Annotated in this window: 11 protein-coding genes and 1 pseudogene; 4 read left to right on the top strand and 8 right to left on the bottom strand. The window is 56.0% G+C overall.

The window, feature by feature from the left end:
- Positions 1-26: 26 nt before the first annotated feature.
- Both HK439_RS24775 and HK439_RS24770 read right to left on the bottom strand, forming a co-directional pair.
- On the bottom strand, positions 27-176 hold the full coding sequence (locus HK439_RS24775; protein WP_190294178.1) for a hypothetical protein: 150 nt from the start codon (positions 174-176) through the stop codon (positions 27-29).
- A 325-nt stretch (positions 177-501) separates the two neighbouring features.
- Positions 502-840: a DUF736 domain-containing protein gene (locus HK439_RS24770; protein WP_190294177.1), complete on the bottom strand. Its 339-nt coding sequence runs from the start codon at positions 838-840 to the stop codon at positions 502-504.
- A gap of 1,232 nt (positions 841-2,072) precedes the next feature.
- Here HK439_RS24770 and HK439_RS24765 point away from each other — a divergent pair.
- From HK439_RS24765 to HK439_RS24755, 3 genes and pseudogenes are all read left to right on the top strand, one after another.
- Complete coding sequence (locus tag HK439_RS24765) at positions 2,073-3,908, top strand: type II toxin-antitoxin system HipA family toxin (RefSeq protein ID WP_190294176.1); 1,836 nt, start codon at positions 2,073-2,075, stop codon at positions 3,906-3,908.
- 469 nt (positions 3,909-4,377) lie between these two features.
- On the top strand, positions 4,378-4,728 hold the full coding sequence (locus tag HK439_RS24760) for an MbcA/ParS/Xre antitoxin family protein (protein WP_190294175.1): 351 nt from the start codon (positions 4,378-4,380) through the stop codon (positions 4,726-4,728).
- A 2-nt stretch (positions 4,729-4,730) separates the two neighbouring features.
- A pseudogene (locus tag HK439_RS24755) lies at positions 4,731-5,182 on the top strand (RES family NAD+ phosphorylase).
- 11 nt (positions 5,183-5,193) lie between these two features.
- On the opposite strand, the gene HK439_RS27300 reads toward HK439_RS24755, so the two are convergent.
- Together HK439_RS27300 and HK439_RS24745 are read right to left on the bottom strand one after the other, a co-directional pair.
- Positions 5,194-5,403, bottom strand: a complete 210-nt coding sequence (locus tag HK439_RS27300; RefSeq protein WP_190294174.1) for a hypothetical protein — start codon at positions 5,401-5,403, stop codon at positions 5,194-5,196.
- 294 nt (positions 5,404-5,697) lie between these two features.
- Positions 5,698-8,064, bottom strand: a complete 2,367-nt coding sequence (locus tag HK439_RS24745) for a transketolase (protein ID WP_419247603.1) — start codon at positions 8,062-8,064, stop codon at positions 5,698-5,700.
- A gap of 146 nt (positions 8,065-8,210) precedes the next feature.
- Here HK439_RS24745 and HK439_RS24740 point away from each other — a divergent pair, with 146 nt between their 5' ends.
- A complete protein-coding gene (locus HK439_RS24740) occupies positions 8,211-8,678 on the top strand; it encodes an Lrp/AsnC family transcriptional regulator (protein ID WP_190294173.1) in 468 nt (155 codons plus the stop codon).
- Positions 8,679-8,877: 199 nt separating this feature from the next.
- Here HK439_RS24740 and galE read toward each other — a convergent pair whose 3' ends face one another.
- From galE to HK439_RS24720, 4 genes are all read right to left on the bottom strand, one after another.
- Positions 8,878-9,903, bottom strand: a complete 1,026-nt coding sequence (gene galE, locus HK439_RS24735) for a UDP-glucose 4-epimerase GalE (RefSeq protein WP_190294172.1) — start codon at positions 9,901-9,903, stop codon at positions 8,878-8,880.
- A gap of 447 nt (positions 9,904-10,350) precedes the next feature.
- Positions 10,351-11,547 (bottom strand): AI-2E family transporter, encoded by a 1,197-nt coding sequence (locus HK439_RS24730; RefSeq protein ID WP_209012062.1) that lies wholly within the window; start codon positions 11,545-11,547, stop codon positions 10,351-10,353.
- 296 nt (positions 11,548-11,843) lie between these two features.
- Complete coding sequence (locus HK439_RS24725; RefSeq protein ID WP_190294171.1) at positions 11,844-12,458, bottom strand: plasmid pRiA4b ORF-3 family protein; 615 nt, start codon at positions 12,456-12,458, stop codon at positions 11,844-11,846.
- Positions 12,455-12,639, bottom strand: a 185-nt coding sequence (locus tag HK439_RS24720) for a transposase domain-containing protein (RefSeq protein WP_190294170.1), incomplete at its 5' end; no start/stop codon positions are given. The genes HK439_RS24720 and HK439_RS24725, both read right to left, overlap by 4 nt.

Genomic DNA, 12,639 nt, shown 5'->3' with positions numbered 1-12,639 from the left:
GAAAAAGGGTGGAAGGAAGGGGGTGTTCAAGCCCCTACCGTTTCTTCCATCGCGTCAAGCTGGGCGTGCGATTCGACGACCTTGGCGCGGTTCCATGCGCGCTCATCTGCGGGGCGTTCCCCGCGCGGTTCGATGTCCAAGAGTTCGATCCAGATGGCGACATCGATGCGTGACATGGTGAAAACTCCTGATGATTGAAGTGTTCTTCTCGTCGAGAACGCGCCAGCGGGCGGATGCGGGTCAAGGACGGCGAAGCCGTCGCGAAGCGAGCGCGGGAGGATCCGGAATTCGCACTTAAGCGCCAGCGGAATGGAGAGATTTGAAGAGTCGCCCGCGCTTCTTGAGGCGCGGTCGTCCGCGGAGTGCCCTGGGGAGATCGAAACGCAAAGCCCGTAGCTACACAGTGCCGATTCCGGATCAAATTCGGCGTTTGTACAGGTGCGCATACATGAGAATAGCCCCGCCATGGACGATCCATAGCGGGGCTTCGAAGAGACCGTGTCAGCGGTCGCGCGGTTCCCAAAGGGCGATATGGGTGGCGCCGTCTTCGCCGAGTTGTTCCAGCTTGACCAGGCGGGCGCGCACCCAATTGGGACCGAATTCCGGCGCGCCGATCTTGAGGTTGATGTAGGTTTCGCCGCTCGACTTGGCGACCTGCGACCACCCTGCGCCAACTTCGTAGTGGTTGCCGTTGCCGGCATAAACGCGATGATCGGGAGCGTTTTCGCTCATCGCGTCCACCGGGACGATGATGAGGCTGGCGGTGACATTGAGAGTTTTGAGTGTGCCGGTAAAGCTTCCGTCAGCGGATTTGGTGAAAGCGCCAAGGGTGATAGCCATTTTGAAGTCTCCTATGCTGTTCGTCGCCGGACCATCCCTGCGATGTCACCAGCGAAAAGACCGCAAACGCGGGCGGTTCACCTGTAGGGGCGAAGTGCCACGAAGCACCCGCCGGCCGGGGAAATTTGTTTCGCGAGGAATGGCAGCAGGCCAGGGGAAATTTTCCCGGACGGAGGGTTGAATGGCCCGTTGCGGGATGTAAGCGACAAAGACATGCAGGGATTGGTCTTCGATGAACGGAGCGCGGCAAGGAGGCGAATGACCTCATCGCTCCAACCTTCCACCGCCCTGCCTGACGGCTTTGCCGCCCGCTCCAATGCCCGCCGCCACCCGCTGGATCGGCATTCTTCGGTGCAAGGATGGGCCTTGAAACACTCCCACCCCGTCCTGAATGCCGGTGGCGCGATACGGAATTTGAAGCCGGATTTGTCAAGGCAAAACATGCGGCAAAGACCGCCTCGACCCTCTTCCGCCGCGCCATTTCGATCCGGAGGCGCGCCCCGCGTCCAGGTTGCTCGCACCCGCAAGACGTCGTCCACCGTCTGCCTACGGGATCCACCGCGCCACCGTTTCCATCCTCGACCTGGCCGCGCCTCATTTTGCTCAAAGCGCGGGCGATTTCATAGCTGCAACATCAAGTGGAAATCCGACGCGCCACCTGCAAACAACTATTCGTTGGAAGAGAAGATCCGCATCGTGCTGCACGGCCTGCGCGGTGAGCAATCGATCGCAGATGGGGGGCACGAAGAATGAGGCACCCCGCCTCCAGATCATCCGGCTCGTAGAATGGTCGCATCTTCCGGCCAAGCGCCCGCTGGAATCGCCCTGCATTTTCCGTTCGATCTACAAACGCTGGTGTGATTGATGCCTGAACATCGAACTCGAGGCACTGGAAGATAGCAGGTCGCAGCCCAAGCGGGTCTGGGACCGCATTTCCGAAGAGATCCGCCAGAAGGTTATCGATCTTGAAATCCATCATTTCAGGCTGAGACGCCAAGAATCGGAATCAGCAAAACAGTGGGCTATCGCAGCCACCCACTACAACTGGATTGTTCGATGGCTCACTCCGGAGCTTGGGATCGCATCTTGATGCGTTAGCCCGGCCCAGTGGTGACAGGACACTGTATTTTATAACTTTTCCGTATGTGAGAGACGCAAAAGTCGCAAATACTTGAAATTCGAATTGAACCAATCTAACTTTTGCGCAGGTGATATACGCGAAAGTTAGAAATTTGCTCTATCTCGTCGGCGAAAATCTCGACAAGGCTCGTGCACACTATCAGGCGGAAACAGGCAAGATCGTGCAGTTGATGCGCGGCATCTATATCGATGCAGAAGCCGATGCCGACGCCGAAGTGCTCAGGCATGCGATCCGCATCGCCCGCTATCTCTATCCGCGGGCTTACCTGTCCGCAGCCAGCGCCATCCTGCTCGCACCGACGCGTGACGGCCGGCTGTTTATCAGCGGTCCCCGCAACCAGCGCACCCGCATTAGGTCCCTGGAAATCATCCAAAACGCTGCGCCCGATCACCCGGCGGTTACTTCAGCTATCGTCGACGACGGCATGGGAGAGTTCCGGATCAATGTCTCGTCCATTCGTCAGCGCTGTCTCGAAGCCTTCCGGATGCGCAGCGAACATGCTGCCTCGATCGATGAATTGATGCGCGCCGACATCGCGCAGCGGCTGATTGCCGAATATGGCGATCCCAAAACAGCCGCCGATGCGCTATGGGCGCTGGCCCGAGAAAACCAATGGTATCGCGAGGGTGAGCAGGCCGAACGCTATCTGCTCCATACCCCCGCAGAAATTCAGGTTCGAAACGAGGCAGCGCTCGACTTCATCGTCGCCTGGCATGGAGACCATATCGGGCACCTCTTGCATGACGGCTTTGAATGGCGCTGGAAGCCGGACAATGGGTTTGATCTCCCGCTCGTCCAGCAGCGCGTTCCGGGCAAGCTGCCACCTTTCATTCTTTCTCTTCTACCAGAGGGGTGGTTGGAGCGCGTTCTCAAGAAAAGAGACGATCGCGCTATTCTGCGTTCGGGCAAGCGCTATATGTCGAACATCACGATTAGCACCAGGGCTTCTGATCTTGAAGCTTTGCCGGCAGATGTTTTGGTCACTCGTCTGGATGACTTCAGAACCGGCAGCATCTTCACTGGCACCTATGCCGGGCCAAGTCGCGGGAACATTGAGCAAAACTTCGAAGAAAAACTCGCGCGCCTTTATGCCAGCGCTGACACACCACGATTATCGGGAGTTCAGATCAAGGCGCCGATGTTCCTCGGTGCGGATGGTGAACTTGTTCCCGGTACCGCCCTGCCTTTTACGCACATACTCAAACCTGCCGGGACGAGTGGGTTTCAGGCGCTGCCCGTGATCGAATTTCTCGCCATGACGCTTGGCCGGCATGCCGGGTTGGACACGGCGTCGACGGCACTGACCGCTATGCCGGATGAAATGCCGCCAGCGTTAATCGTCGAGCGTTTCGACATTCGGGCAACCGCCGATGATCAACGGCGTTTCGCACTCGAAGACTTGTGCTCTGTCTTAGATCTTCCCCCCGAGTCAAAATATGACGGCACGATCGAGCGAGTTGCGCGGGCTGTAAGGCCGCTCTCCACCGATGTCGAAGCCGATCTGATAGTTGTGCTCAAGCGCGCATTGTTTGCCTGGCTCATTGCGGACGGAGACATGCATCTCAAAAATCTGGCGCTGCTCAAGATTGCGCAGCCGAATGCGCGCAGCTTTGCAACGGTGCGGCTTGCGCCTCTCTATGACGCTGTCACCACGGTCGTCTTTCCCCGTCTCGAACATGACCGCATGGCCCTGAAGATTAACGGAAAAGATAACCGCTTGGGCCGTTCAGACTTTCTCAAAATGGCGGCAACGGCTGGCCTGACTGCAAAGGCAGCGAACCAGGCGATTGAAGAAACGCTTGCAGGTCTGCGCCGGGGCATTGACGCGGTGACTATTCCGGAAGTTGCCGGCATAAACGAGGACATTTCTGCTAAAGCCGAACAGATGCTTGCAATTTGCCGGGAGCGTCTCAGCAATTTCGAATGATGGCGAAGCTTTGTTGGCAAGCAGGACAGCTCGGAGCAAGCAGGACAGATTGGAGGTTAATCTGATTGCGCCGCGACACGCCGTCTGCGCTTTTTCGAAACCGAATAATATTCAAGTTCATGCAGTCTTCCAACGGGCACCTGATCGTTTGGAAGCTTTGTCACGACCACCTTCGCAAAGACGAAATTGAGATTTTCTTGGCATTCCAAGACCGGTCAACCGAAGAAACCTCACCGCACGGTGTCTGCCATCCTGCTCCCGAACGTCATTTTCCTGGCCAATTTTCAAGGTTAATAAACCGGTTTATTGACCCTAAAGACACTCCTTTCTTCAACACTTCGCCCGCAATGTAGGCTTCGAGGGCGGCAAGCTTTCGTCGCACGTCCGCAAATACCACGCGCTTCTTGATTGCCGTACATTTCGACGCTATTTTGCGTCAAAAATACCGGCATAAATATGGAGCACCATCATGGATCTCGCGGCCTATTCGGATCACGGGTTGTTCGCACCGAACAAAATCGCCAGGGTCTTTCGCACCACAAGCGAGGAGATCGCTCGAACGGTTGGCCTCGGCAAGGATGCCGTGCAGCGCAAGGACCGGGTGCGCTCCGATAAGACACAACGCCGGCTGCGCGAAATGGTGGAAATCGTCAACAAGGTCGAGCCACGCTTCGGCTCGGCGCTGATGGCCTACGCTTGGTATCGGTCTGAGCCTCTACCGGGATTTTCCGGGCAAACGGCTATGCAGCTCGTCCGCGAAGGCCGCGCCGAGGAGGTTCTGGATTATATCGACGCCGTGGATGCCGGCGTTTACGCCTGACCATGGCGTTCACCTATTCGGGGAAACTCTACCGGGCGCTGAATCCGGTCTATGCACATGAGCCGATGTCGGGGCGCGGCGCAGAACGCTATGGTGGCCGGTTCAAACCCAAGGGCATCCCGGCGCTTTACGCGTCGACATCCGTGCTGACCGCCTTGCGGGGGGCCAACCAGGTGGGCGATCTGCAGCCGACCACGCTGGTCGGCTATCGGGCCAGAATCGAGATGGTCTTTGATACAGGCGATGCAGCGGCGCTCGGCGCGGCGGGTATTGACGAGGCCGCGCTGGCAGACCCAACCTGGCGTGACCAAATGAGGACGGGTACAATGGATTGCTCGTTCGAAGCTTCGCGAAGGGCATCGGTGCGGGCGACAGGAACCTGGTCTTGTGGAAATGGGCCGAATTCGGTCCGTCCAGTCTTGAGCTGATCGATGACGAGGACCGGCTGCGATAGGGATATCGGCTTCAGCCTGCCCCTTCGATGCGGGAGGCGCTCGCCATGGCGTCATCGGCCAGTTCTTTTTCAATCTCCAAAAGCCGCCGGCGCTTGTCGGCAAGCTCGTCTTCAAAGCCGAATTTCCCTCCCTGGCGGGATTGATATGAGGCCAGCCGACGCTTTGCGTCTTCGAGACGCAAGCGGTATTGCGACCGTTCGTCCTCGAATCCGGCCAGCACGTGCTCGATGCGCGAAACCGCGCCGAGCGGCGTGACGGTTAACGTGAGATCGATTTCGGTCTCCGCACCGGTTCGCTGAAGCGCGACGTCATGTTAGAAGTCGTCGTTTCCAAAGCACTGGCCGGAGAAAATCAGATCGAAGCCGCCAATCTTGGCGATCGTTTTCTCATCCTCCTTCTGCCGATGCACCAGCGTCATGGCTTCCTTCACCAGCGCGCGGCCCGCGGGCTTGCGTTCGGTGTGCTGATTACCCGCACGCGGCGGAGCGCAAAAAGACCGCAGCGATCAGCGATCCTATCCTCTTGCCACGACCTCCCGCGCAGCTAATTGCACAGCCTCCGCGTCTATGCCGTACTCGCGATAAAGTTCGCTCAGGTCCCCGCATTGACCGAAACGGGAAACGCCAAGGGGATGTACCGGATTGCGCCGAACGCTGCCCAGCCAGGCGAGTGCTGCCGAAGGGCCGTCCTGCAGTGTGACGATCCCGGCATCCCTGGGAAGGAGGTCGACCAAGGTTTCGACATGCGCACGAGCCTTTCCGTCGCCGTTGCGACGGCGGGCACACGCCGTCAGCCAATCGGTATAAAGCCGGTCAGGCGAGGTAACAGCCAGAATCCCGATCCCTGGTGTCCTCTCAGCGAAGCAGGAGGCAGCCTCGATCGCCTCTGGCGCGATTGCGCCGCAATAGGCGATGGCAAGCTTCGATCCGGCATCGGGGCACCGCAGCCAGTAACCGCCACGGACGATTGCGGTCTTGTCTTCGTCGCTCAGGATGCGCTTCGGCTGTTCGAGGGACCGCGTCGAAAGTCTGAGATAGACCGATCCGCCATGCTTGGCTTGCATGTGCACGAAACCCCATTCCATGATTGCGGCAAGCTCATCGGCAAAGGCCGGCTCGAAATAGTCGAGCCCGTCCTGGGCCATGCCGATAAGGGGGGTGTTAATTGATTGATGCGCCCCACCCTCAGGCGCCAGCGTGATGCCGGACGGTGTGGCGACTAACATGAAACGGGCGCCTTGATAGCAGGCGTAGTTCAACGCATCCAAGCCCCGGTTGATGAAAGGATCGTAGACAGTACCGACCGGCAAAAGCCTGGCGCCGAAGAAATCATGTGCCAGGCCAAGTTGAGACAACATCAGGAACAGATTGTTTTCGGCAATGCCGAGCTCAAAATGTTGACCGCGGGCATCTCCCTGCCACTTCTGAGCCGATGGCACCTTCTCAGTCTGAAAAATATCGGCGCTCGTACTACGGCTGAATAAGCCGCGCCGGTTGACCCAGCCCGACAGATTGGTTGAGACGGTGACATCAGGTGAAGTCGTGACTATCCGGTCTCCAAGTTCTCCACTGGTGCGACCGAGTGCCGTCATGATTTTTCCGAACGCCTCCTGGGTCGATAATTCGTCGCCCTTTGGGACCGCAATCGGCTCAATCGACACGGTTGGCGCGGCAGGCAGCGGCTTACGGACCCTGAAAGGAACGGTATTCAAGAAGGTGCGGATGTGTGTTTCAGAAACGCCGGCTCCCGCGAACGGCTCCCATTCCTGTCCTTCGGCAATGCCAAGAGAGGAACGCAAAGCCGCCATTTGGGTAGCGGTCAGTTGACCTGCGTGGTTGTCCTTATGCCCTGCGAGCGGCAGCCGATATCCCTTGATCGTATAGGCGAGAAAGAGCGTCGGCTGTTCGTCATCTGCCTGTTCGAATGCATCGAGAATTGTTTTTAAATCGTGGCCACCGAGATTGCTCATCAATGCGCCAAGAGCCGGATCGTCATGGGAATCGAGCAATTCACGCAGACCGGCGGTACCTGACAGATCGATCTTGAGGCGCTCCCGCCAGGCCGTCCCTCCCTTGAAGCAAAGTGCTGAATAAAGCTGGTTCGGACAGGCATCGATCCAGTCAAGCAAGGCCTCACCGGCTGGCCCCGCTTTGGCAGCTTCAAGCTTGTGGCCATATTTGAGCGTTTTGGTGCGCCAACCAAAATTTTCAAAGAGGTTGAGAATTTTCGGCGCGAGTTGGTCGCTGATCACTCCATCGAGGCTCTGGCGATTGTAGTCGACGATCCACCAACAATTGCGCAGATCATGCTTCCAGCCTTCGAGGACTGCCTCAAAAACATTGCCTTCATCGAACTCAGCGTCCCCCATCAGCGCGACCATCCGGCCCGGCCGACGCCCCGCAGGCAAAAGATCGCGGACCATTAAGATGTCCTGGACGAGCGAGGCAAATATCGTCGCCGCCACCCCGAGGCCGACCGATCCGGTGGAGAAATCGACGTCAACGCTGTCCTTGGTCCGCGAGGGATAGGATTGCGCCCCGCCAAATCCGCGGAATTTGATGAGTTGATCGAGACTCTGACGGCCAAGAAGGTACTGGATGGCATGAAAGACCGGCGATGCATGAGGTTTAACAGCGACCCGGTCTTCTGGTCGAAGAGCGTGAAAATAGAGCGCCGTCATCAGACTGACAATGGAGGCGCTGGAAGATTGGTGACCGCCGACTTTCAATCCATCCCTGTTCGGCCGGATGGCATTGGCGTGATGAACCATCCAGGTGGAAAGCCAGAGCACCTGGTGTTCCAACGCTTGCAGCATGCGCAGATGTTCCATGCTGCTTTCTGTCCCCCCCTGACCTTCATCATGTGTGTGCAATACCGACATCGCGCTCCTCCCGGTTGAAAACTTCCATGACGAGAAAGAGCCTAGCGGTATGGCGGGGAGCGAGTCCCTGCAAAGACTGCTTGAATTGCAATCATATTAGCTTGAAGATGCTAAAATATATAAATAATTAGAGAATTACTGCAAAAATGAAGCTCGACCAAATCGATCGACACATCCTCGCTGAACTTCAAGATGATGGTCGAATGACCATCAACGATCTCGCCGACAAGGTGGGTTTGTCGCCAACGCCCTGTCTGCGCCGTGTCAAACGGTTGCAGCACGACGGCGTTATCAAGAGTTATGCCGCCCATGTCGATCAGGAAGCGATTGGCTTGCCGGTTAGCGTGTTCGTGAATGTCACCTTGATGCGACAGGTCGAATCGGAGCTCCAGGCGTTCGAGGCCGCAGTCGCGGCCTGTCCGGAGGTGATGGAATGCTATTTGATGACGGGCACCAGCGACTACCTGTTACGGATCGTCGCCGCCGACCTCTTTGCTTATGAGCGGTTCTTGAAGTCTATTCTTACCCAAATTCCGGGCATCGCCAACATTCAAAGCAGCTTTGCGCTCCGGCAAGTCGTCCATCGCAGCGCATTGCCGGTTTCTGGGATGTAGGACGTGTATGTCGGTTGCTTTCGAATGGTCATGGAACCAGCTTAGCCACACCATGAGATCGGCATTGAATTGCAGAGCGCAACGCAAGATCTGCGGCCAAATCGTTGCACATTGATGCCTTGCACCAAATGACTTCAACGACAGCCACCATTGGGCTCACAAGCTCCAATCAATTAGGCTCGGTGAGACACATTATAATTTATCGGCCTTCGTAACCGCGTGGGTTTTTGCAGACCCAATTCCAAGTATCCCGACACATGGCATCCAGGTCGTTTTCAGCTTTCCAGTCAAACACTTCCAATGCAGTCGAAATGTCGGCATAGATTTCAGCCACATCGCCATTTCGTCTGGGAGCGGTCACGCAAGGGATTTGCTTGTTGGAAGCGCGTTCAAATGCACTTACCATTTCCAGCACACTATAGCCGGCCCCGGTGCCGAGATTTACGACAAAGCAATTGGAAGGCGTTTCCCTCGAAGCGAGCGCTTCATAGGCACGCAAATGGCCCGCCACCAGATCAACCACATGGATGTAATCGCGCACACCAGTGCCATCGCGCGTGTCGTAATCATTTCCAAACACACTCAGTTGCTCCCGCCGACCGGCCGCGACCTGGGCGATAAACGGCATAAGATTGTTCGGAATCCCTAATGGATCTTCGCCAATCATGCCGCTCTTGTGAGCGCCGACCGGGTTGAAATAGCGCAAAATACTAAACTTCCAGGCTGGATTGCTTGTCGCAATATCGCGGAGCATGTCCTCGATGATCAGCTTGGTTCGCCCGTAAGGATTGACTGCGTTTAACGGGTGTTTTTCGGTTATGGGCAGGAATTGCGGCTCGCCATAAACGGTTGCAGATGACGAAAAAATCATCTGACGGACACCGCAATTCGACATGGCCGATAACAACCGGTGTGTGCCGACGACGTTATTGTCGTAATAGGCGAGCGGGTCTTTCGTCGACTCGCCAACAGCTTTCAGCCCGGCGAAATGGATTACCGCGGAGCACTGATGCTTTCTCAGGACACGTTCGACTGCAGCCTGATCTCGAATGTCGACTTCCTCAAAAGCGACCTTCTTGCCGGTGATTTCAGCTATCCGTTCAATGCATTCCGGATGGGCATTGCTCAAATTGTCGATGACAACGACATCATGGCCAGCTTCCAAAAAGGCCACGCAACAATGTGAACCGATGTATCCGGCTCCACCGGTAATTAGAATCGTCATTGGACCTCGAGAAGTTATAGGATGAACGCCTCACAATCGCTACGGATCTGGCCGAACACGTGGCATGCGAGAAATCGCTTTTACCCGGATGTCTGTTACAAATCTCGGCCCGTTGGGTGCCGGAGAAGAGAAACAATTCTCCTTGCCTGCCGACTTCTTTAAAATCGGCTGAGTTGGTCACGTCAAGGCATTCCTATGCGTTTCCTGTTGTGAAATTGCCCTGAAAAGATAGCAACTTCGAGAATCAACCCATAGGCGCCAAATAGAAAAGTCACGTTCTACACCTATAGGACCATACGATACTATATTCCGCCCAAATTTAACCAACCCCACCGCAGTCATAACATTGGCGTATCCGCCTCCCCCGAATACTTCTTCAGCCAGGACGTTCCCTTTTAAGGTATTTCTGGGCGGTGAGGAAATTTTTCAATCTTTAATGAACAGGCTTTATTCGATCGTAGATCTTTCCGGTTCCAGAGCTTCTGCATTCGGCTCAAGGGGCGTCTTGTAGATGACTTGCGGGAATTCGAATTCGTGAATCCATTCCCGCCAGATAGAGACGATTAAAGCCATCAAGACAGGCCCGATGAATAAGCCAAGAAAGCCCATGGTCTTGACCCCGCCGACCAGGCCAAAAAATGTCGGCAGGAAGGGAAGCTTTATCGGGCCGCCGACAAGACGAGGACGTAAAGTCTTGTCGACGATGAACAATTCCGTCGTTCCCCAAGCAAGCAATGCGATCCCGGCAAAATAAGACCCCTTCCCAATAAGATATATGGATACGAGGGTAAATGAGACCGGTGCGCCGCCAGGAACCAGGGCCATAATGCCTGTCAACAGGCCAAGCGTAACTGGTGAAGGGACACCAGCCAGCCAATATGCTGTACCGAGAACGATACCTTCTCCCATCGCGATCAGAGTCATGCCGGTAACAGTCGAACTGACCGTTGCCGGCACGACGCGGGAAATTCGTTCCCACCGGTTTGGTAAAATATATTCACCCAAGAGATCGAGTTGCTGCGAGAATTTCGAACCGTCCCGGAACACGAAAAACAGCGTTATCAACATGAACAGCAACATCAAAACCAGGTGGAAGAGGCTTTCGCTCGCGGCAAGCAAGATACGGTAGATATTACCAATATTGGCGCCGCTGACCATCTGCACCAACTCCCCGATTGCTTTCGGCGGGCCAATATATTTGGCCCATTGTTCGGCGAGCCAAGGGCCTATACGCGGTACTCCCATCACCCAATCCGGCGCTGGTGCCCCGACACGATTGACCTCGAGCGCCCAACCGATCCATAGGCGTAATTCACCAACCGTATAAGCGACCGCTATGCTTATCGGCACGATTAGAAAGGTCAGGATCAAGACAAGTGCGATAGAAGCGCCAATTGTCGTATTTTCAGATACTTGAGTGAGTATTCTTTTGTAGAGGGGCCAACTTGCAAATGCGATGACAAGGGCAGCAAGGACCGGAACAACAAAACCGTGAAAGAAAAATACGCCGGCGATGACAATCAGAAGCATCAACCAGCGCGCCGCCGAAATAGGCGGTATCAAGGCTGTACCGTTTCGCGTTCTTGTGCCAAGCCATTCCGGTTCGTTTTGCGCACCACGCTCGTCCCTTACGCTCACATCCATCACCATTTTTGATAATAATTCCACTCAGATAATATTTGTCTGCGACGATCTTAATACGATTGGGAGAATGGTTCTCATCAATTCATTTGCCGACCGCCTATTGAAGTGGCTGTTTGCGCTCGCTTCGAGAAGACCCTCTCTTACCAAAGTGCTCCTCCGCTTTTGGATTTTACCCCATTTCCTGTTCAGATTTCGTGCGACCTTGCTAGTTTGGTACATTGAGGCCGTATTTATCGCTCGGAAGCTTGGTATAAACGTAAGCATTCGGCGAAGACCGCCTCGCGGTCAGTTTCCGGTCAGTGCTGTTGGTTCTGGCTCTTAGCGAAGCCCGCCTTGCCGAGTGTTCGACGCCGGGCGAGCTTTTCGATGCGCTCGTTGATCAGATCGATGCTGATATCACCCGGCTCAAAGCGACCGCCATACCACCGCGCCAGCTCGCGATGTTGCGGGTGGCGTGGCTTTGACATCGCCTCTAGGAAGTCCGCGAAGCCGAAGGTCCCGCCAACGTCTTCCGGCGGAGCACGGTTTTCGCCTTCCAGGAAGCGAGGATACTCGTATGCGGGATCGGCATCCTCAACAGCTTCAACGATGAGGGTGTGGCGCCAATTGTCGCCGAAGTCATAGGTATAGGCGAAGGTGGTGATGCCGCGGTCGATGAGTGTTCGGATGCGGACATTCTTCGCAGCATAGGTCTTGCGGCCGAAGTCCTCGGCAGGGTCAGGAACATCATAGAACCTGCCACCGGCCTCAAATTCAAAAAGGTGGTAGTCCTCAAACAGCATGACGGCCTGGATAACGTCGTGCAGCCCCTTCAGGCTCATGGCGAGCGGAACTTCAACCCGGCGCCAGATCAGGGGTTCGATGTCATCAAGCTTGATGAGCAACCGGGCGTTCTGTTCGTTCTGCATCATGACGCTGGTGCCGATGCCGGAGTACGCGGTTCCCAGTTCCAGGGCAGCAGTTCTTCGACCTGGGATACGGGCGTTTCGGCGATGCGTGCCAGGACATCGGCAAGCCAGGCTTGCGGGTCGACGTCATTGAGCTTCGCCGTGTTGAGCAGTGTCACCATAAAGGCGGCGCGGTCGGCACCGC

The sequence above is a fragment of the Roseibium aggregatum genome (assembly GCF_014692675.1).
In the GTDB taxonomy this organism is placed as follows: Bacteria; Pseudomonadota; Alphaproteobacteria; order Rhizobiales; family Stappiaceae; genus Roseibium; species Roseibium aggregatum_C.
This window is presented reverse-complemented; position numbering and strand designations above follow the sequence as displayed.

What these genes read in the sequence shown, in the direction of transcription:
- HK439_RS24775 (WP_190294178.1), bottom strand. Translation starts at nt 176, where the DNA reads ATGTCACGCATCGATGTCGCCATCTGGATCGAACTCTTGGACATCGAA.
- HK439_RS24770 (WP_190294177.1), bottom strand. Translation starts at nt 840, where the DNA reads ATGGCTATCACCCTTGGCGCTTTCACCAAATCCGCTGACGGAAGCTTT.
- HK439_RS24760 (WP_190294175.1), top strand. Translation starts at nt 4,378, where the DNA reads ATGGATCTCGCGGCCTATTCGGATCACGGGTTGTTCGCACCGAACAAA.
- HK439_RS24745 (WP_419247603.1), bottom strand. Translation starts at nt 8,064, where the DNA reads ATGTCGGTATTGCACACACATGATGAAGGTCAGGGGGGGACAGAAAGC.
- HK439_RS24740 (WP_190294173.1), top strand. Translation starts at nt 8,211, where the DNA reads ATGAAGCTCGACCAAATCGATCGACACATCCTCGCTGAACTTCAAGAT.
- galE (WP_190294172.1), bottom strand. Translation starts at nt 9,903, where the DNA reads ATGACGATTCTAATTACCGGTGGAGCCGGATACATCGGTTCACATTGT.
- HK439_RS24730 (WP_209012062.1), bottom strand. Translation starts at nt 11,547, where the DNA reads ATGGATGTGAGCGTAAGGGACGAGCGTGGTGCGCAAAACGAACCGGAA.
- HK439_RS24725 (WP_190294171.1), bottom strand. Translation starts at nt 12,458, where the DNA reads ATGATGCAGAACGAACAGAACGCCCGGTTGCTCATCAAGCTTGATGAC.